The organism is Shewanella halifaxensis HAW-EB4 (assembly GCF_000019185.1).
GTDB lineage: Bacteria > Pseudomonadota > Gammaproteobacteria > Enterobacterales > Shewanellaceae > Shewanella > Shewanella halifaxensis.
The window spans coordinates 3535260-3555890 of sequence record NC_010334.1; the positions used below are offsets into that span (position 1 = coordinate 3535260).

Sequence of the window (20631 nt, forward strand, 5' to 3'; positions counted from 1 at the left end):
ACAATAATGGCAGGACTAAATAAAGAGCCAAATCAAGGGCTGAATAAGGTCGTCACCAGTTATGAAGAGGCCTTAAAAGGCCTAACTAACAATATGACAGTGATGGTCGGCGGCTTTGGCTTATGCGGCATACCCGAAGGCTTAATTGCGCAAATGGTCAAGACTGGTGTCACCGGACTGACCGCTATCTCAAATAATGCTGGCGTCGATGACTTTGGTTTAGGCCTGTTATTAAAGAGCCGTCAAATTGATACCATGATTGCCTCATACGTGGGTGAAAACGCCACCTTCGAGCAGCAGATGTTATCTGGTGAGCTTAACGTTATCTTGACCCCACAAGGTACCTTGGCCGAGAAAATTCGTGCCGGCGGTGCGGGCATTCCCGCTTTCTTTACCGCGACAGGCTACGGTACGCCTGTAGCCGAGGGTAAAGAAACCCGCGAAATTGATGGCCGTCACTATGTGTTAGAGCCCGCACTAAAAGCGGACTTTGCGCTGGTTCGTGCATGGAAAGCAGACACCATGGGTAACTTAGTGTTCCGAAAGACCGCAGCCAACTTCAACCCCATGATGGCAACCGCAGGCAAGATCACCGTGGTAGAGGCTGAGCATATCGTCCAGCCTGGGGAGCTCGATCCTGATCATATTCATACACCCGGCATTTACGTCAACCGTGTGATTCAAGGTAAGTTCGAGAAACGTATCGAGCAACGCACAGTTAAACCAGACTCTAAATCAAGAGCTGAATCAAGAACTGATGAAAAAGCATAAGGAGGCAGCACCATGGCATTATCAAGAGAACAACTGGCACAGCGTGTAGCACAAGAACTCCAAGATGGCTTTTACGTCAACTTAGGTATTGGTATCCCAACCTTAGTGGCCAACTATATTCCTGAAGGCATCGACGTGATGCTGCAGTCAGAAAATGGCTTGCTGGGCATGGGCGAGTTCCCCACCGAAGAAACCATCGATGCCGATCTCATTAACGCTGGTAAGCAAACGGTTACCGCGGTTGATGGCGCGTCATTTTTCTCATCAGCAGAGAGCTTTGCCATGATCCGTGGAGGACATGTGGATCTCACCGTCCTCGGCGCATTTGAAGTGGATGAGCAAGGCTCTATCGCCTCGTGGATGATCCCGGGCAAGCTGATTAAAGGCATGGGCGGCGCAATGGACTTAGTTGCTGGCGCTGACAACATCATCGTCACCATGATGCACGCCGACAAGAAAGGTAATTCTAAGTTACTGCCAAAGTGTGAACTGCCACTGACCGGCTATGGCTGTATCAAGCGCGTGTTAACTGACTTAGCCTTTATGGAAATCAAAGATGGCGCCTTTCATCTGCTAGAACGTGCACCGGGGGTGTCGGTAGAGGAGATAATCTCCAAAACTGCAGGCAAGCTTGTAGTGCCAGAATATGTGCCAGAGATGAGCTTTTAACGACAAGCTATTCGATAAAGCAAGTTGATAGAGCCAGTTGATAAAGCAAGTAGATTGAGCGATTAAACACAAAACGCAGCTTAATATAAGCTGCGTTTTTCCATCTGAGTATTAGTTAAGTGTCACTCCCAACTTTGGGCGCACTCGCTCCAATAATTGACAAATAAATACAAAAAACACCGGTACAAATAGCACAGCAAATACCGTGCCGGTAAACATGCCACCAAGGACCCCAGTACCAATCGAATTTTGAATTTCAGAGCTTGGGCCTGTGGCTAAGTAAAGTGGAATAATGCCGCAGCTAAAGGCCAAAGACGTCATCAAAATGGGTCTAAGCCTTTGCTTAGTTGCCTGCAATACGGAATCGACGAGGCAGATCCCTTCCGCCTGAGCCTGCTTGGCAAACTCGACGATAAGAATGGCATTCTTAGCCGACAAGCCAATGATAGTCACCAAACCAACTTTAAAGAATACATCGTTTGCCACACCATTTAATAGCACGAAGCCCACAGCACCAATAATGCCTAATGGCACCACCAAAATAACGGCTAACGGGATAGACCAGCTTTCATACAGCGCCGCCAATACTAAGAAAATAACCAGCATTGAAAACAGTAATAACCATACTGTTTGTGACTCCGCTTGTTTTTCTTGCAGTGAAAGCCCTGTCCATTCGATGCCTGCAGCCGTTGGCAGTGAAGCAGCAATACGCTCCACCTCCTGCATAGCCTCTCCAGTAGAGTATCCCGGTGCAGGAGACGCCGACACCGCAACGGCTAATAAACCATTAAATCGGGTCAGTTGTTGCGGCGCCATTTGCCACACAGGGGTGACAAATTCAGAGAGATAAACCGTGCCGCCTTGCTCATTGCGGATAGCCAGTTGCAATATATCCTCAAGTTGCATTCTTGACTCAGCTTGAACTTGAACAATCACCTGTTGCAAGCGGCCATTATTAGGAAAATCATTAACGTAATTAGAGCCCATTGCAGTAGAGATTGTGTCGCTAATCGCGTTAAAAGGCACCCCTAGCGCCCGCGCTTTGGCGCGATCAATATTTAGGTGTATGCCACTGGTTTCAGGCAGCGCTTCATAGAACACAGATGATAGCTTTTCACTGGCATATGCCTGCTCAAGGAATTCCTTTTGGATCAATTGGAAACGCTCGTAACCTGCATTACCACTGTCTTGTAATTGAAAAGATAAATTGGATGAGTTGCCCAAGCCATCTATCGCAGCGGGTAACACACTAAACACTTCTCCTTCCGTTAAATCACTTAAATAATCACTTAACGCTGCCACTTCCTGTTGTGTAGAGCTACCACCACGTAGCTGCCAGTCTTTTAATGTCGTAATGCCAAAGGCAGAGCCTGGGCCAGTACCACTAAAACTGAAACCAAGAACACTCATGCTGGCATCAATGGCCTCTCGACCTAAAGTAAACGCCTCAATTTTACTCACCACATCCATAGTTCGCTCTACCGTCGCATCAGGCGGCAGCTGGATAGACGTCATATAGTAGCCTTGATCTTCTTCGGGTAAAAAGGTGCTCGGCACTAGAGTAAAGCTATAAATACATGCCACCACAAGTACGATGTAAAGTGCCATCACTCTGCCCGTTCGCTTAACGAGATGGGCAACACCAGCTGTCACTTTTTGGGTGAAATTGTGGAAGTTACGATTAAACCAGCCAAAAAAACCACCGCTTTTATGGTCATGCTCAGTCAAAGGCTTTAATAAAGTTGCGCACAAAGCTGGCGTCAATGTTAAGGCTAAGAAGGCCGAGAATAAAATCGACACTGCCATTGCAAGCGAGAACTGCTGGAAAATTGTGCCTACCGAGCCCGATGCAAATGCCATTGGGATAAATACCGCAGATAACACAGCCGTAATCCCAATAACAGCGCTATAGATGCTTTTCATCGCCTGCTCTGTTGCCGCTTTGGGTGGCAAGCCTGTTTCAGCCATTACTCGTTCAACGTTTTCAACCACTACGATGGCATCGTCAACAATAATACCGATAGCCAACACCATACCAAACATAGTGAACACATTGATGGAAAAGCCCATTAGCCACATCACCGCAAACGTACCCAGCAACGCAATCGGAGCGACAATCGCGGGGATAAGGGTATAGCGGATTTTTTGCAAAAACAGGTACATCACTAAAAACACCAACACCATTGCTTCGAGCAGTGTCACGACAACCTTTTGAATGGATATTTTGGCAAAGATAGCCGCATCGGAGGTGATCGAATAGTCCATATTGCTGGGCATGGCAAGCTTAAGCTCAGCCAATCGGTCTCTGATCCCTTGCGAAGTCGCAATCGCATTCGCTCCAGGCGATAGCTGAATCGCAGCAGATGTCGACTGCTGACCATTTTCCCGATTACTAAACAGGTAATTTTGTGCCCCAAGCTCAACCTTAGCTACATCTCCTAATTGGACCATGCCAGCATCAATATTTGAACGCAGCACAATGGCTCTAAACTGCTCTGGGGTTTCTAATTGCCCTTGGGCAGTTAGAGAGTGCACCGTCATTTGGCCGCCAGATGTCGGAGAATCACCGACTTTACCGGGAGAAATCTGCACATTTTGCTCTGCAATGGCTGATGTCACATCTTCCATCGTTAAGTTATAGCCCGTCAACGCCACCGGGTCGACCCAGATCCGCATCGCAAACTCAGCGCCATACATCTGTACTCGTCCCACACCGGGCACGCGCTTTATCTCCTCAACGATATTTCGCACCATGTAGTCACTCAGTTGCTGCTCTGAATATTCGCCACTCGGTGAGATAAGCCCTAAATACATCAGGTTATTTGAAGAAGTGGTTTCCACCGTGATGCCGATTTGACGAACCGCTAAAGGTAGTCTTGGCTCAATGGCTCTGATCTTGTTTTGGATCTCAACCTGAGCCATCTCAGGATCGGTACCATTTTCAAAGGTCACCGTAATTGAGGCGCTTCCGCTAGCATCTGACGAGGAGCTAAAATAAAGCAGACCATTAATCCCTGAGATCTCCCGCTCAATCAAGGTCACAACACTGTCATTAATCGTTTGTGGACTCGCGCCAGGGTAAGATAAGTACAAACCAATACTCGGCGGCGCAACGCTAGGAAAACGCTCGACAGCCAACTTAGGAATGGCGATCACTCCAGCGATGCTAATTAAAATAGCAATAACCCATGCAAAAACAGGTCGAGAAATAAAAAAATACGACACAATAAACTTCCTCTTACGCTATCCGTTGATACATTACTGCTGCCAATCAGACAGGACTAACTCAGCCCCTTCGCGCAGGTTATCTTGGCCAGTCACTACCACTATATCGTTTGGATTAACTCCTTTCGAAATTACATATCGTCGCTGTTGCAGCCCTTCTAGTTGTACAGGTCTTAGCTCAAACTTGTCGTTAACAACAATGTAGACAAACGGTAAGCCCGCACTGTTGCGGCGAACCGCGTGTTCAGGAACCGTGATTGCTTGCAATTTCTGACGCGGGATCTGGGTTCGTACGTACATTCCAGGTAAGAGTTTTTGCTGCGCATTATCGGCAATAATACGAATAATCAGATCACCGGTATTTTCATCAACGCTGATCCCTGAAAACAAAATTTGTCCTTCGATATCATCTGCACTCTCTGCAGACGACTGCACAATCACCTTGACCCCTTGCTCACTGTTTTTCTGTTCATTGGCTAATAAACGTCGCAATAACCCAAGTTTCGATGCGGGTTGACGAACATCAATATAGACCTTATCAATCTGCTGAATGATGGCTAATGGCTGTGGCTCGGTACGGCTAACTAAACTTCCCTCAGTCACTAATGCCTCACCGATAATCCCAGAGATAGGTGCAGTCACTTTCGCATACTCAAGTTGTAACTCACTATGCTTAAGTTGGGCTCGATTTTGCTGCACTGTGGCGGCTGCAATTTGTAAGTTAAAACTGACCTCTTCAAAAGCCTGCTTACTTACCGCCTTAGTACGATCTAATTGAGTAAAGCGATCAACTTGGCTTTGTATTAACGCTAAGTGCGCCATAGATTGCTCAAGCGCCGCTTGTTTTATCTCTACATCGATAGTGAAAATATCTTGGTCAATTTGAAACAGTGCATCCCCCTGCTTGAGGGTGTCTCCTTGCTTAAATAGCCTCTGGGTTATAATTCCTTCCACCTGTGGACGAATTTCAGCGCTACGTAGTGGCCGTACTCGACCTTGCAATTCATCAAACAAGGTGACTTGAGTTAACTCAGCAGTTATGGTGGCGATATTGGCGGTGTTTGGATAATTAAACGCCTCGTCAGTGCTACTTTTCTCACAGGCAGTCGTCCAGAAGCAGACCGCAGCAAACAGCCCTAAACGGGTAATTTTTTTAAATTCACTAGCCATATATTATCTTCACTCATACCTAACAGGCACAGCCAATGTTCTATCTCAATTAAGACAAAACCTAGGCATTAAAAATTGTTGGCGACAGATTAAATGAGCAAAGGTAAAAATAGGGTAAACACGCAGGAAGAAACAAATGCTAGCCGAGCTATTTCTTGAATAACTTTACTCTATATTTACCCCTGGGCCACTAAGCTGTAATCTCCTAGGCCGAATGACCGACAATAGCTAAAAATTTTGATTGGAGAACAGAGATGATCCGTGTTTTATTGATTGAAGATGACCGTGATCTCGCCGAGACGCTACTCCAATTAATGGAGCTCGCCCAGATGCTTCCCGATCACGTCAGTAATGGTATTGCCGGGCTCACATTAGCCCGCAGCAATAGTTATGATGTACTGGTGATTGATGTCGGCTTGCCTAAACTTGACGGCTATAGTGTATGCAAACAACTTAGGGCTAGCGGAATCGATACACCGATACTTTTCTTAACCGCGTTTTCCAGCATAGATAATAAGCTTGAAGGCTTCGCTTCTGGCGGTGATGATTACCTTGCTAAGCCCTTCGATAATCGAGAACTTATTGCTCGTATAACAGCCTTGTCAGGCAGAAAAAGTAGCCATGTAAAACGGCTTGAGATCGCGGGCTTAATCATGAATTGTGAGCAACAGCAAGTGTCCTATCAAGGACAAAAACTTGAGCTCACTCCAGCCTGCTACACCCTGTTAGAAGTACTGATGCGCGCAAGCCCTGAAATAGTCAGTCGTCAATCATTAGAAAACAAGTTATGGGGCGACGAGCCGCCAAGCAGTAATGTGCTTAAAGCACATATATATTATTTGCGCCGGGCATTAACTCAGGTACAGCTTGCAGAAATGCTGTATACCTCTACGGGAAGAGGCTGGGCACTGCGCCCAAGTAACACACGATGAAACTTCGGCAAAGCTTAAGTGCCTTATTACTCGGGGGCGCTGGTTTTATTCTATTGCTACTCGTGCTCAGCTACACCCTGTGGGCGAGAGAGAACTACTTTCGCGCCTTAGATACTTCTTTTAGTGTGAGTATGCATAAGGCTCAGGAGCTGATTAATCAACAAGGATTTGATAGCATTGCGCCCGGATTAGCGATTATTGATGCTCAGCTATTTCGTCAATACAAAGCGCTACCAGAGAGTATTAAACTCACATTTTCAGAAAACCAACTACAGGTTGGCCAACATTATTATGCCGATGGTATAACCCAAAGCGATAAAGCTAAACACCGAGATTTCTTTATCTATACTGCTGAGCATAAAGAACAAGGCATTTACTACCTCGTACAGCAATATGAAGACTCTGATAGCCACAGTCACTGGGACATTGCAGATGATCAGCTGCAACAGATCTGGGTGGTATCGGTCATCGTTACCCTGCTTCTAGTCATCGTCATTTTAGCTTGTTTTCGTTACTTAGCGAAACCTATTTACAGACTCAATGCTTGGTCCAAGCAGTTAAACAGCACCGATCTCAACAAGCCTATTCCCTCTTTTGAATACCAAGAGCTTGATCGCCTCGCCGAGCAGATCCTCAATAGCTTGCGGGAAGTCGATAGTGTTTATCAGCGCGAGTCACAGTTTCTCCAATACGCCAGTCACGAGCTAAGAACCCCAATTACAGTGGTTAAAAGTAATGCAGCTTTATTAGAGCAACTGATCTCACCAAGCAATATGCCGCCATTGCAGCGTATAATCAGGGCGAGCAATACCATGCATCACCTCACAGAAACATTATTATGGCTGACACGTAAAGAATTAGCCCAACCCAAAGCTTGTCAGTTTCAATTAGATTCTTTGATCAATGAACTCGTAGAAGAACATGATTATTTACTCAACGGAAAAAATGTTGAGTTGCAGGTCAGGATTGCCGCACAAGCGGTTGTATTACCGCAAATCTTAGTCAGAATTGTCGCTGCAAACCTCATCCGCAATGCGATGCAACATATAGATGAAGGTGTTATCAACATAGCTCTTGGCAAAGAAGAGCTGACCATAGAGAATAATGGCGTCATACTTAGCGATAACACGCCCCATGGTGCTAACTCTGATGGATTTGGTTTAGGACTGAAGTTAATTCATCAAATTAGTGAACAACAAGGCTGGTCATTTTCGACGTCAAGCAAACCGCAGCGCTATATTGCAAGCATAGGTTTTTCTAGCAAAAATAACCTTATGACTCAATGAGTAAACGACTAGATTAAATGGAAAATACTACAATGATAGAGCGTATAAGTAAGGCTTACGATGGCGAAATTTATGGCATCTCCTTTTTCAGCTATTTCGACAAAAATTATCAGTTAACAGCATCCTCAAAAACACTTTGGGAGACCTTAATTCAAGTTGAGACGCTAACAGCGGATCTTATTGAGCCGACATTAAACAGCCACCAAGTCCAGTACGATAGCAATAACGCTTTGATGATCAACAAGGGAAGCAAAGATGCCCAAAAATGGTGCCATCTACCATGGGCAGAGCTAGTCGAAACCCTAGTCAATTGGGTTGAACCTTACGAAAAAAAATACCGCTGTTGGGCTGATGAAGCCAGAATAGAAACCGACACTTTCCGATTAATCGCCGATCATGAGACAGCCATATACGAATGCTTCAAAGCTGAGAAAGTCGGAATTTCAGGGGAAACGATTCTTTTAGAATTTATAAGAAAGTATGAGCCAAAAAGAAGTTCTTGAATCACGTTAGAGCAACGCAGATCCTATCCATTAAAATTGAAATATCATTAGGATAACCGCAGGTTAAGCGCTAGCCTTTTCTAACAAGCTTATACGTGTAAGTTTTCAAACCACTGCCTCAAAATGGGTCTTACCGCCGGATTTACAACCACTCCCATATGGGTCACATCGGGTAGCAGTGTTACCTGAGCGCTTGTGTACTGTGAAAACACTGGCTCAAACTGTTCGGCAATAAATGCTTCATCCGCGGTACCGACGAGTACTAATAATGGCTGCGTTATCGCACAGAGATCTTGCTTATAGTTGCGCGGAGCGAAGGCTGTATTGAGGCGATGGGTGTATGACAAGGTTTCCGTCCCATTGCGGAACTCTTGTGGCATATTGAAATCAATCGCGATTACATAATCAAACTGATGGATGCCGATGTTATTTAACATGGTCAGCCCAACGATTCTAAGTGTATGAGGCGCTGCCCAGCCGCCTGAATTTGGCCGCATTATTGGGGCGTTATATTTAAGGTAGGGAGAAAGTAAAACATAAGCATCAACTCGCTTTCCGTATCGACTTCCCGCAAAGCGCACCGCCAGCCCGCCTCCCGATGAATGGCCCGCTACAATCAGCTTACAGTCAGGATGTTCCGTTTTAATCAGTTCAATGAAATCGGCTAAGTCATCTTCCAGTTGGTCTATATAATCGACATCGCCCCGCCTTTCAGGTGCTTGTCCATGCCCACGAAGATCCGGCGTATATACCTGAGCGAGCCCTTCGGAACTCAAAAAATCAGTCAGAGGAAACAGATACTGGCTATGCCAGCCTGAGCCATGCAAAAATACAACGACCTTATCTGATTTAGCGTCATAATGGCGATAGGGCAATCGCTTGCCATCTCTAGTTTGATAGCTTTTTAGTTGTGGCAGCTTTGTATAATCGGTTGCCGACTTATCAGAAGCCAACTCATCGAAAGCTAAATTGTTTTGGGTCGAACTTCGTTTGCTACGCTTACCAAACACAATACAGATGGAGGCAATGCTGAAATAAATCGCCGCGGAAATGAATATGAAATTTAAAACATCTAAGAAAACCTTATCCACCCACCCTCCAGTTTTATTTTTTGATACAATACGTTAAGTAGTTACATGAGCAAAAGCACTTAAACTTATTCGAATTTATCAGTTTAATCACTAACGCCTCAAACACTGGCACGGCTTTACTACAGCAATATTTGAGGCTTGCTAGAGGATTAAAAAAACGACACTCTTGTTTTAAGGTACCGTTTAACCCATAAGTTTCCAATTACTGATATAAATTTGAATCTACCGTTTTGTCGCTAAATGGCACGATCTCAAACTTCTCATCAAACTTAACTAAAGTGCTAACCAACTTACTCAACACCGTATCATCGCCTTCAAGGGTCGCTTCCTTCGATGCAATCAGATCTGACAGGCGCGCTTGACCCAATAATATTTTTGTAAAGCCATCGTCATTCAAGGTGATAGTTGCATCGACAGCCTTTTTAGCTTGCTCAACTTTAATATTGCTTAAGTTGCCATTAGACATTTCAACGAAATAGACTTCACCATCAACGATAATATTCATCGTAAATGGCGTATGCTGGGCTTTTAACGCATCGACTTGAACGGCGATATAATCGAGCAACATTCCAGGATCCATTTCAGAAAGAATATCCGCAGAAGCCGTTTTTGGCGCTCCGGGACTGACCTTGCCCAGACGTAACTCTTGTGCACCGGTGAGATAAATGTTACGCCATCCCGCGCCCTCCGCTTGATAGCCCATTTGCTCGTAGGCATCTGCCAACAACGCTCTTGCCTCAAGGTTATCAGGCTCAACTTGTACCACTTTATTTAGAACGGTTGCGACAAAGCGATAATCACCATCGGCAAAATCTTCTTTCGCTTTGTTTAAAATGGCCTTCGCGCCGCCCATATACTCTACAAACTTGGCTGACTCGGCTTTAATCGGTAGCGGGTTTAAGTTGGCCGGATTCATATCAAAATAGCCTAAATACATATTGTAAACCGCGCGCGCATTATGCGAGTAGGTACCGTGGTAACCATTGGTATGCCATGCTTTTTGAATACTCTCAGGCATCACTTCATATATCTTGTCACCCAGATCCTGTAAAACATAACCATTATTGGCGAGTCTCAAGGTTTGGTTGTGAGTAAAGCCATAAGCATCTCGCTGCATTTTTAAATAATTAACAATTTCCGGTGTTGACCAGATAGGTGCCGAGTGCGATGCGAACAGTACCTCGACCTCATCTCCCCACATATTGATCATTTGATTTATTTTCTTAGACCATTTTAAGGCGTCACGTACTTTAGCACCGCGTAAAGTGTAAACATTATGCATGCCTTGATAGGTGACCTCACCGGTCCACAAGGCTTTCATTGAAGGTATGTAAGTCACCATTTCTGAGGGTGCTTCGGTTCCCGAGGCATCGAGGAAAACCATCTCTAGGCCATCGATAGTTAACTCCTCCACATCGGCCTTTAGATTAAGTTCATAATCGGGCGTAACATAGGTAATTTGCCCCGTAGATAGACCTTTGGCTAAAGCCGCATCAACGATGCCGTGCTCGTTACGACCCAGTGTGGCGCCATATTGATAGGCAGTACGACGTGACATGGCATTACCCGCTAATACATTCTCATCGACCGTTTCCTTAGTGATATTTTTAGAGCCATAAACCTTCACGTTAGGAAAAGCTTCTTGGATAGCGCGAGCACCACCAAAATGATCGGCATGGGAATGGGAGTAGAGCATCGCGACAACCGGAAGTTCGCCGCCTTGTGGAACATTCTCTTGAAAGAACTTCAGAGACTGCGCCGCCGCCTCTTTGGTGGTCAACACGTCATAAACTATCCAACCTGTTTTCCCTCTGATAAAGGAAAGTGACGCAAGATCTGCCCCACGGATCTGATATATTTTCCCGGGTAAAACTTCATAAAGACCTTCGGCCTTCTGATTCAATACCGCTTGTCTCCAAAGCGATGGATTGACTGTTGCTGGCGCAGCATCTGCTGAGTTTTCATCGATAAATTTAAAGCTATTATGAATTATGTCACCGGTTTTTTGGTCAAACTCAGCAACGAGCCCCTTGTCATTGTTTTCAAAGGCCCGAACATCGGTGAAGTTTAAGGTTTCTGCATAGGCTCGGTTTGCCTTCTGAGTTTGCTGAGTAGCTGGTTTCCCTCCCACATCTTTAATTGAAAGGTCATGCTCCTCTGCAGACACTGTAACGCTTGAAAATAGTAGGCTATATACGATGAATCTGTATCTCTGTTTCATAAGTGCATCCTGCAACGCCATAAATGTAAACAAATTGTAGCGCACCGTTCGATAAATCTAAAAATAAATTACCATCAACCTTCTGCAGAATCGGAAGCTATTCCTATACTTATGCAATAGCTTCCTCACCAAAGCGAGGGGAATGACTCAATTTACTTTCATAGTTCGTATTGCCAAAATCTATCGAGAACCGAACAAGATGAAAACCAAAGACGAAGGATTTACCCTAATTGAATTAGTTGTTGTCATTATCATTCTTGGCATTGTCAGTGTTATTGCTATCCCCAAATTTATCTCATTTGAAGATGAATCACGTGATGCGGTGATGCGACAGACTCTGGCTTCAGTTAAAAGTGCAATCAGTCTTGTTCGAGCCAAAGGTTTTGCTTCAGCTAAAGACTGCAACTCAAGTAATAGTCGATTAGCGTCTTTTAAATCTGTAGAGATCAATAATGTGCAAATCTGTGTCGATCCAATACAGGGGTTCCCCTATATCGATCTATTTCGCCGCGGCACAGAGTCTGACCAGATCAATGCCATGTTGGACTTAGATAATAACTTTGATCAGGTTTGGTGGGCGGGAGGATTTTACTTATACCCTAAAGAGATCACTGACGAGCAATCGATGAATTGCTATATTTTTTACGATTTTGATACTAAGACAACTGAAATGGTAAACACTGATTGCTAGGTATTCAAAAAAGAACATTGAACACACATCTTTGTGGGTGCCGCATAGACCCACCGATGCTGAAGTCGCAGCTCCATGACTATTACCCATTAAACTCCATTATTCTTACCCACTAAATAAGTATCAACTCGCTTCAGAAGATATCTTTGAAGTGATATTCGCACAGATAACGATATATAAATTCAGTATCATCATGAGATAAAAAATCCGAGAAGCCAACTTCTCGGATTTTTATTTAAGTAACAATCCTTAAAGTCTACTCACCGCCATTAGTCGCCTTATATTCAGCCTCCCACTTAGGTACCACTTTCTCGATAAAGATGGCTTTATCTGCACGCATTTTTTCCATATCCATGCCTAAAAGAGCCTGTGCTTTCGCTTCAGTAGAGATATCTGGAATGACTACAGCCGTTTTAACACCTTGAGCTGCCAATACTTTGGCGAGCTTAGCGCGGGCCTCTGCGGTTTTAGCTAATGATGTTTCTAAAATACGCAGTCCCTCTTCTGGCGCATGAGCTGCAATACCATGAGAAGCAATGGCAAAATCCCAGCGCCATTGAGCATGACGAATGTCCGTTAACGCCGCAGCCATTTGCTGCTCTGTCGCTCCCGCTTTCCAGGCTGCATCAGCTTCAAAGTGAGCCTTCACTAACTCAGCCTCCGCCTTAAGCTTAAGGGTATTAACCTTATCTTTATTAGCCTGCACTAGACCTTGCAACTGCTCTTTGGTTTGTTCGTGACAGGTGGCACAAGTAAACTCAAATTTATCAAATGGATTACCAACATTATGATCGGTATATTCTTTTCCTTCAGCATTGGTTACCCGTGGCATATGGCAATCGGTGCATGATATTCCCATCTCACCATGCATCCCCAATGCTGTAGTTTCATAACCTGGATGCTGAGCTTTTAACATCGGCGCTTTTGATAGTTGGTGAGTCCAGTCTTTGAACTTCAGCTTGTCATAGTAAGCTTCCATCTCTTCGACTGAGGTGCCATCATCCCAAGGGAATTTAACCCAATTTGGATGCTCAGCTGTTTTTTCAAAGTAATACTCCACGTGACACTGTCCGCACACCATATTTTGTTTTTCGCTCTTTTCTGCCTTATCGAACGGTGTACCTATTGCCGCAAAGGCGCGCTCGGCAAATGGACGTGCAACTCTTAACTTCGATGTTCCTGGCTTATGACAATCAGCACAACCAATCACATTGACAATTTCAGGGCCTCCTTTAGCCCACTTTCCTTTGAAGTACTCAGCTTCCCCCTGTTCCTCAATCACTCGCGGTACATCTGGGCTTTTACAACTCCAACAAGCCATTGGCATTGGACCATCATCCGCTTTCATCGGCGCACCAGTTCGTAGCGTGGTTCTCACATCGGTAATAGCATACTGATGCCCTCTAGGGGCGTTGTAATCTTTGGAAAACCCGTAACCCGCCCACAGAATAACCAAGTTAGGATCGGCGGCTAATGCATTGGTAACCTCTTTACTCTCAGCTGTTTTTTCCCAGCTTTGATATTGCTTAGGAAAGCGCTTCTCGTACTGGGCATTATCTGCTGGATTCGTTTTTGCCACCGCAGCACTACTTAAAATGCCGATGCAGACTCCTGCTATCAAGGAAACTTTGTATGATTTCATAGGTTATCCATCCATTATGTGAGGGTATTTAGATATATAAAATGTAGTCGCTATAACCACGTTGTCAAAAGCTACCGCAATTAAATTTTCTTTTTATTTTCAAAGGAGATTTTGAAACAAATTCAATAATTGAGGCGGCTGAAACAGGGGGATTTACTACTGCTATTCACGGCTCAAATAAGCGTTATTTGTTCTTCAGGCAAAAGAGGCTCAAGCAAGACTTATTTTCCTTGAAATTTAACCCGCACTCTCAATGTCTTTATCTAGTATTAATTACAGTAGCGTTAGTGACTGTTGGTTTAGTTAGAATTGGGTTAGTGGGCGTCAAGTTAGCTAGAATTGGGGTCTATAGCGTGAATTAGAACCAATCAGCTTAAGGGGGCTATGTTGAAAATTGATATCTCTGGCAAACAAACTATTTCCGTGTTTCAGCTGACTGCGGTGTTTAGTATGTTGTTTGCGTTAGTAGGATTTAGCTATAACGTTTGGCGGATGGAGATCACCGAGTACAACAGCAATGTACGTTCGGCTAGTTTTGAGTTGTTACTGCAACTGTCTGAACTTGAATCTATCGTCTATGCCGCTCATTACGATAAAGATCTTATTCTAGGCAACCCACGTAAAGGCTGGGTAAAGGTCAATTTGATTGCCGACTTAAGCATGATAACAGAGCCAGAACTCAGTATTGCAGCCGAGGAGCTAAAACAGAGTTGGCAATCAAATTGGGAGCTGTTGGCCAATGATGAGGCTAGCGCTCAAGCGGTGGTGAGCAAAATAGATGATACCCGCGCCCGAGTGCGGCAACTGCTCAAACGCTTAGACTAAATCCTCGATTAGAATAGTGAGGCATAAATAATGCGTAATCATGTTAACGGGTTTACCCTCATTGAATTAGTCGTTGTCATCATTCTAGGCATTATCAGTGTCATCGACCTCTCAAATTTATCTCCTTTGAAGATGAATCTCGTGATGCTGTAATGTACCAATCTGCGTCGGCCCAAAACAAGGGTTTCCCGATATAAACCTATTTGCCGTGACACCGAGTCTAAACAGATCAATGCTATGTTGGACTTAGATAATAACTTTGATCAAGTTTGGTGGGCGGGAGGATTTTACTTATACCCTAAAGGGATCACTGACGACCAATCTATGAATTGCTATATTTTTTACGATTTTGAGACTAAGACAACTGAAATGGTAAACACTGATTGCTAACTATTTAGAGAAGAAAGTTGAACTGCCACTTTGCTCTCTATAGATGCATAGACTCGCAATCTTTTCATTACTCATTGCAACGAAATAATGACCAACTAGCTTTAGATGATACTTTTTAGGTGCTGAGTGCACTGATAGCGGTATATAAATAAAGAATAATCATGACATAAAAAATCCGGGAAGCTAAATTCCCGGACTTTATAGCGTAATAACAATTAAAATCTACTCACCATTAGTGACCTTATATTCCGCTTCCCACTTTGGCACGACTTTCTCGATAAAGGTGGCCTTATCGGTGCGCATCTTTTTCATATCCATGCCTAAGACGGCCTGTGCTTTCGCTTCGGTCGAAATATCTGGAATAACCACAGCGGTATTAACACCTTGAGCTGCTAATATTTTTGCTAACTTATCACGAGCTTCTGTCGACTTAACTAATGAGGTTTCTAAAATACGAAGACCCTCTTCTGGCGCGTGAGCGGCTATGCCGTGCGAGGCGATGGCATAGTCCCAACGCCATTGAGCATGACGGATATCCGTTAACGCTGCAGCCATCTGCTGCTCGGTTGCCCCCGCTTTCCAAGCGGCACCAGCCTCGAAATGAGCTTTCACCAAAGTGTCTTCAGCCTTTAGCTTAAGTGCATTAATCTTGTCTTTATTGGCTTGAACTAAGCTTTGTAACTGCTCTTTGGTCTGTTCGTGGCAAGTTGCGCAGGTATATTCAAATTTATCAAACGGACTACCGATATTATGGTCAGTGTATTCTTTACCCTCTGCATTGGTTACCCGCGGCATATGACAATCGGTACATGATATTCCCATCTCACCATGAATTCCCTGTGCAGTAGTCTCATAACCTGGATGCTGGGCTTTTAACATTGGCGCTTTTGATATTTGATGTGTCCAATCTGTAAAGTTAATCTTATCGTAATAAGCTTCCATATCTTCGACTGTCGTACCATCATCCCAAGGGAATTTAACCCAATTAGGATGTTCTGCTGTTTTTTCAAAGTAATATTCCACATGGCACTGCCCACATACCATGTTTTGTTTCTGGCTCTTCTCAGCCTCATCAAACGGCGTTCCAATTGCAGCAAAAGCACGCTCAGCAAATGGACGTGCGATCCTTAATTTTGAGGTGCCAGGTTCATGGCAGTCTGCACATCCTATATTATTAACAATCTCTGGACCTCCCTTGGCCCATTTACCTTTGAAGTACCCAGTTTCCCCCTCTTCCTCAATCAATCGTGGCACATCAGGGCTCTTACAACTCCAACAGGCCATAGGCATAGGCCCTTCATCTGCCGTCATGGGGGCGCCAGTTCGTAATGTACTCCTCACATCAGTAATAGCATATTGGTGACCTCTTGGAGCTTTATAATCCTTGGCAAATCCATAACCAGCCCAGAGAATAACTAAATTAGGATCCGCAGAGAGTAAATTTGTCGCCTCTTTACTCTCTGCGGTTTTTTCCCAACTTTGATACTGTTTTGGAAAACGCTTCTCATATTGAGCATTATCTGCTGGATTGGTGTTTGCCACCACGCCAGTGCTTACCATGCCTAAACAGACGCCAGCTATCAAGGGCACTTGGTATGCTTTCATAGTGTATTATCCTTAGTTTTTGGTTATATGCAGTAAAATGTGGTCGTGACATGTTGTAATCCCCCCATTTTTAATGGGGTTCATAAGTAGACTTGTTAATTTGTGCAAACCTTGCACAAGAGTTTTTATCTTCAATGCAATGTTGCCTTTCATCGTTATAAACCCTAAGCCATTTAGTTGCAAAGGCTTATTGTCATTATGGGAAATAAAATCTGGCCAATAACAAAAATAGCAGCATATAACCCCACGATGCCGCAACCTACAGACATTTAATCCAGCGCTAACTAATTAAGTGAAATAAAATACTAACACCACGCAATGCAAAAATAGCTAAAAAGGTACAATGACGAAACCATTTTTGTCCCACACAGGTTCACTCAATATTGGTACATAATCATAAGCACGCGAATAAATATCAGATACCTCCTGAACGGGTGAGTTTATGAGGTTATTGCTTGAGAGCGACTGCAGTCATGAGCTGATATAGAGCGCATTGACACGTGCTGGAGCACCTGTGAGTCACGAGTGAATTTGTTGAATTCGAAAGTAGATAAGTTTAGCTATATCGTCAGGATCGGAAGTCACCGAGTACAACAGCAATGTGCGTTCAGCCAGTTTTAAGCTGCTACTGCAGCTACCTGAGCTTGAGTCAATCGTGGAGGCAGTCCATTACGATAACGACCTAAGCCTAAGAAACCCACGTAAAGGCTGGGTAAAGGTCAATTTGATTGCCAACTTAAGCATGGTAACTGAGCCTGAGCTCAGTGTTGCCGCAAAGGAGCTTAAACTGAGCTGGCAATCCAATTGGCTGCAGCTAGCCGATAATGAAGCCAGCGCTCAAGCGGTAGTGAGCAAAATAGATGATACTCGCGCTCGAGTGCGGCAACTGCTCAAGCAGCTAGATTGAGTCTAAGCTTGGCTGAGTGAATGCTCTGCTCCACTCAACGCTTAAACTGAATCAACATCTAGAATAAGTCACTAAGACTTTACTTAACCGCCGCCACAAAGGCTATTTCTACTAAATATGCAGGATCGGCTAACTCGACTTTTAAGCAGGCGCGACTCGGGGCGCAGCCTTCAGGCAGCCACGCTTGCCACGCCTGATTAAATACCGCCACGTTTGCAAAATCGGTAACGTAAATAGTGACCGATAATAGACGAGACTTATCACTGCCTACACTGGCTAATGTCGCTTCGGCCTGCTCAAAAATCTGCGCAGTTTGACTTTGCATATCGCCGTCGACATCAGCTGCAATTTCAACAAAGTGTGCCATGTTATTGAACACGGTAGCATCGGACCAATTTGCACATGGGTTAACGCGTTGAATATCCATTTTAAACCTTAAAAATTCATCATAGTAGCAGGCGATTTTAGCAGAAATGTACCACAGACCTAGTAAATTTAGTGCCTTAAGTCGATTATGCAGCGCTAAGCACACCTTGCTATAACCCATAATGCTAAACTAAACGCTTAGCTTGATTTCGCCTCAGTTTTGAGGCCGTTTATACGAGATTTTGATTAAATGACTCTAAGACGCTCTTTAGGCCAGCAGTGGAGTAAGTCGATTCTTGCACATCGATTAGCCTTAACCCTGCAACGCTCAGACAAGGTGCAACAGCTGTTTGGCGGTGCCACCTCACTCACCACTGTCACCAATACCATTTCGGCACTGGTATTTGCTGAAGGCGAACCGGTTTGGCTACCGCCGATGGACAGCAACGAACAAACGCCGCTAGCGCAAGAGCTTGCCCTGCACTGCTTATTTGCAGCAAGTCGCTTACTGTTCGTCAAAGAGATTGAGCAAGGTGAATTAAATCAGTCGGAGCATCTTGTGCTAACGATTGGCTATCAATGGAGTCAGTCGCGAGTTAATGCCAAAGCCGATACACCCGAACAGGCTCTCAGCACCGATGCGCTGCAATTGTGCCAACTGCTGCAGACGGTTAATACTCAGCTAGAAAAAGTGCGCAGTGACAAACGTCAGTCGAGTCGCAATATGGGGAGCCACGGTTAGCTTTCACTTTGACTGCGCAAATAAAAAGCCCGCAAACTTTCATTTGCGGGCTTTTTGCTATTATCGGTCACTTAGGAACGTATCAATGCACTAAGCTAGACTAGCGAAACAGTCGTTTATCAAGCGGCAACACCTGAAAATCTTGCTGCAGTTGCAACAAGAAGTCTGTGGTTAGCAAAGCAATACCACGATAAAAATCGGTCTTGGCGTGCTCATTGGCTAATTGACAGCAACGCATTGCCCAAGGCAATAGGTGTTGTTGCAAAAGCACTTGAGTAAAGCGGATCAAAGCTTGGTTATCGACTTCTGATTGCAGGCGACCAAAGGTTTGATCCAGTACAGTAAAGAACAAACCAATATGGTCAATGGGTTGCTTGTAATCGAGTTGCAACTCAACACCGTGAGCGCGATAGTAGTCCATCAACTCAACGGTAGTTCTATCGTTAATCAACTGCTCTTCGCACAGGTAAACTGAGCCTTGCGGCACAGCTGTCGGTTCGCCTGGTCCAAAGAAAAGTTGGCCGTAATCTAGCTTTAAGGTAATTAATGCCTTTTCTGCATCCGCCGCGCTCACCTCACTCGACCATTGCTGTAGAAAAGCTCCCAGCAATTTGCGCCCAGTGCTATTTTCTAGGCGATGTTCAAACTCAGGCCAACTGCCCGCCACATCGCACTCTTTTAGCCCATTAATAAAATCGGCTTCTGGGTAACGAATAAGGCAGTGATGCAGTATTCGCGCTAACCCTTGATACTCAACAAAATCAATTTTGCTTAAAGATGACTGAGCAGGGCTTAATTGAGCAAGCGATGATTGCGTGAGCGAGTCTGTTTTTGAAGACATAATTTACCTTACAAGCTAAGCGGGCTATCAAGCCCGCTGCTGTTGCACTATTTAAAGACCTTAATACTTAACCTTTAGCTGAAGTTATACTTCAGTTGGGTTAAGGATATCGCCGCCTTGTCCACCATTCACGTTAGCCTTAATGATAAGGTTTGGTGAAGTAATAGACTCTGGTGGTAATGGTGCAATATGGCCATCGCCATTACCATACTTAGCGCGTAGGTTATCCATAGTGTCAAAGTCTAGTGCACGTAGCGGACAAGACTCAACACACACAGGCTTACGGCCTTCAGCGATACGCTCAAAACAACCATCACACTTGGTCATCACTTTACGCTCACGGTCGATTTGCGGCGCATCGTATGGGCAAGCACGTGAACAGCTCTCACAGCCGATACATAAATCTTGTGCAACGTGTACTAAACCATCTTCGCGGCGCTTATGCATTGCACCTGTTGGGCAAGCTTTAACACACACAGGCTCAGAGCAGTGGTTACAACCAATTGACATGTAGTAAGCAAATACGCTTTGCTCAAAACAGCCGTTTTGGCCTTCAGTCCACTGTCCACCGCCATATTCGTACACGCGGCGCCAAGTCACGCCATTTAGCGCAGGTACGCCATTTTGTTCAGGGTTAGTGTTATTACGGATCTCGTTGCCTTGACGGTCTTTACAAGATACATGACACGCCTTACAGCCAGTACACTTAGTGCTGTCGACGTAAAAACCGTATTGAGTTGCTTCAGTCATAATT

19 protein-coding genes are annotated in these 20631 nt (G+C 44.6%); 10 read left to right on the forward strand and 9 right to left on the reverse strand.

The window, feature by feature from the left end:
• The first annotated feature begins 6 nt into the window (after positions 1–6).
• Together SHAL_RS15045 and SHAL_RS15050 are read left to right on the forward strand one after the other, a co-directional pair.
• Entirely contained in the window at positions 7–771 is a 765-nt protein-coding gene (locus SHAL_RS15045) for a CoA transferase subunit A (protein ID WP_012277984.1), read from the forward strand.
• 12 nt (positions 772–783) lie between these two features.
• Positions 784–1440 (forward strand): CoA transferase subunit B, encoded by a 657-nt coding sequence (locus SHAL_RS15050; protein ID WP_012277985.1) that lies wholly within the window; start codon positions 784–786, stop codon positions 1438–1440.
• A gap of 111 nt (positions 1441–1551) precedes the next feature.
• Here SHAL_RS15050 and SHAL_RS15055 read toward each other — a convergent pair whose 3' ends face one another.
• Together SHAL_RS15055 and SHAL_RS15060 are read right to left on the reverse strand one after the other, a co-directional pair.
• A complete protein-coding gene (locus SHAL_RS15055) occupies positions 1552–4665 on the reverse strand; it encodes a multidrug efflux RND transporter permease subunit (protein WP_012277986.1) in 3114 nt (1037 codons plus the stop codon).
• A 33-nt stretch (positions 4666–4698) separates the two neighbouring features.
• Positions 4699–5835 (reverse strand): efflux RND transporter periplasmic adaptor subunit, encoded by a 1137-nt coding sequence (locus SHAL_RS15060; RefSeq protein ID WP_012277987.1) that lies wholly within the window; start codon positions 5833–5835, stop codon positions 4699–4701.
• 254 nt (positions 5836–6089) lie between these two features.
• Here SHAL_RS15060 and SHAL_RS15065 point away from each other — a divergent pair, with 254 nt between their 5' ends.
• Genes SHAL_RS15065 through SHAL_RS15075 form a run of 3 tightly spaced genes read left to right on the forward strand, consistent with a single transcriptional unit; the run spans position 6090 to position 8556 of the window.
• Entirely contained in the window at positions 6090–6767 is a 678-nt protein-coding gene (locus tag SHAL_RS15065; protein WP_012277988.1) for a response regulator transcription factor, read from the forward strand.
• Positions 6764–8053: a sensor histidine kinase gene (locus SHAL_RS15070; RefSeq protein WP_012277989.1), complete on the forward strand. Its 1290-nt coding sequence runs from the start codon at positions 6764–6766 to the stop codon at positions 8051–8053. The genes SHAL_RS15065 and SHAL_RS15070 overlap by 4 nt, the downstream gene beginning before the upstream one ends.
• Positions 8054–8070: 17 nt before the next feature.
• Positions 8071–8556, forward strand: a complete 486-nt coding sequence (locus SHAL_RS15075; RefSeq protein ID WP_012277990.1) for a hypothetical protein — start codon at positions 8071–8073, stop codon at positions 8554–8556.
• 89 nt (positions 8557–8645) lie between these two features.
• On the opposite strand, the gene SHAL_RS15080 is transcribed toward SHAL_RS15075, so the two are convergent.
• Together SHAL_RS15080 and SHAL_RS15085 are read right to left on the reverse strand one after the other, a co-directional pair.
• Positions 8646–9647 (reverse strand): alpha/beta hydrolase, encoded by a 1002-nt coding sequence (locus SHAL_RS15080; RefSeq protein ID WP_012277991.1) that lies wholly within the window; start codon positions 9645–9647, stop codon positions 8646–8648.
• Between the two features lie 202 nt (positions 9648–9849).
• Positions 9850–11868 carry an alkyl/aryl-sulfatase gene (locus SHAL_RS15085; protein ID WP_012277992.1) on the reverse strand — a complete coding sequence of 673 codons (2019 nt, stop codon included), beginning with the start codon at positions 11866–11868 and terminating at the stop codon, positions 9850–9852.
• Positions 11869–12010: 142 nt separating this feature from the next.
• On the opposite strand from SHAL_RS15085, the gene SHAL_RS23580 reads away from it, so the two are divergent.
• On the forward strand, positions 12011–12559 hold the full coding sequence (locus SHAL_RS23580) for a prepilin-type N-terminal cleavage/methylation domain-containing protein (protein ID WP_012277993.1): 549 nt from the start codon (positions 12011–12013) through the stop codon (positions 12557–12559).
• A gap of 256 nt (positions 12560–12815) precedes the next feature.
• On the opposite strand, the gene nrfA (SHAL_RS15095) is transcribed toward SHAL_RS23580, so the two are convergent.
• Positions 12816–14201 (reverse strand): ammonia-forming cytochrome c nitrite reductase, encoded by a 1386-nt coding sequence (nrfA, locus tag SHAL_RS15095; RefSeq protein WP_012277994.1) that lies wholly within the window; start codon positions 14199–14201, stop codon positions 12816–12818.
• A gap of 384 nt (positions 14202–14585) precedes the next feature.
• Here nrfA (SHAL_RS15095) and SHAL_RS15100 point away from each other — a divergent pair, with 384 nt between their 5' ends.
• Positions 14586–15026: a hypothetical protein gene (locus tag SHAL_RS15100; RefSeq protein ID WP_012277995.1), complete on the forward strand. Its 441-nt coding sequence runs from the start codon at positions 14586–14588 to the stop codon at positions 15024–15026.
• Positions 15027–15056: 30 nt separating this feature from the next.
• Positions 15057–15179 carry a prepilin-type N-terminal cleavage/methylation domain-containing protein gene (locus SHAL_RS23675; RefSeq protein WP_150102100.1) on the forward strand — a complete coding sequence of 41 codons (123 nt, stop codon included), beginning with the start codon at positions 15057–15059 and terminating at the stop codon, positions 15177–15179.
• A 459-nt stretch (positions 15180–15638) separates the two neighbouring features.
• Here the strand turns inward: SHAL_RS23675 and nrfA (SHAL_RS15105) are convergent, their stop codons facing one another.
• Positions 15639–17021, reverse strand: a complete 1383-nt coding sequence (nrfA, locus tag SHAL_RS15105) for an ammonia-forming cytochrome c nitrite reductase (RefSeq protein WP_012277996.1) — start codon at positions 17019–17021, stop codon at positions 15639–15641.
• A 601-nt stretch (positions 17022–17622) separates the two neighbouring features.
• Between nrfA (SHAL_RS15105) and SHAL_RS15110 the strand changes: the two genes are divergently transcribed.
• Positions 17623–17928, forward strand: coding sequence for a hypothetical protein (locus SHAL_RS15110; protein ID WP_012277997.1), 306 nt, complete (start codon positions 17623–17625; stop codon positions 17926–17928).
• A 79-nt stretch (positions 17929–18007) separates the two neighbouring features.
• On the opposite strand, the gene SHAL_RS15115 is transcribed toward SHAL_RS15110, so the two are convergent.
• On the reverse strand, positions 18008–18355 hold the full coding sequence (locus tag SHAL_RS15115; RefSeq protein WP_012277998.1) for a RidA family protein: 348 nt from the start codon (positions 18353–18355) through the stop codon (positions 18008–18010).
• A gap of 189 nt (positions 18356–18544) precedes the next feature.
• On the opposite strand from SHAL_RS15115, the gene SHAL_RS15120 reads away from it, so the two are divergent.
• Positions 18545–19036, forward strand: a complete 492-nt coding sequence (locus tag SHAL_RS15120) for a hypothetical protein (RefSeq protein ID WP_012277999.1) — start codon at positions 18545–18547, stop codon at positions 19034–19036.
• A 100-nt stretch (positions 19037–19136) separates the two neighbouring features.
• Here the strand turns inward: SHAL_RS15120 and SHAL_RS15125 are convergent, their stop codons facing one another.
• The gene (locus SHAL_RS15125) at positions 19137–19877 is read right to left on the reverse strand and encodes a TorD/DmsD family molecular chaperone (protein ID WP_012278000.1); all 741 of its coding nucleotides are present in this window, start codon (positions 19875–19877) and stop codon (positions 19137–19139) included.
• Between the two features lie 84 nt (positions 19878–19961).
• Positions 19962–20627, reverse strand: a complete 666-nt coding sequence (locus SHAL_RS15130; RefSeq protein WP_012278001.1) for a DMSO/selenate family reductase complex B subunit — start codon at positions 20625–20627, stop codon at positions 19962–19964.
• Positions 20628–20631 lie beyond the last annotated feature (4 nt).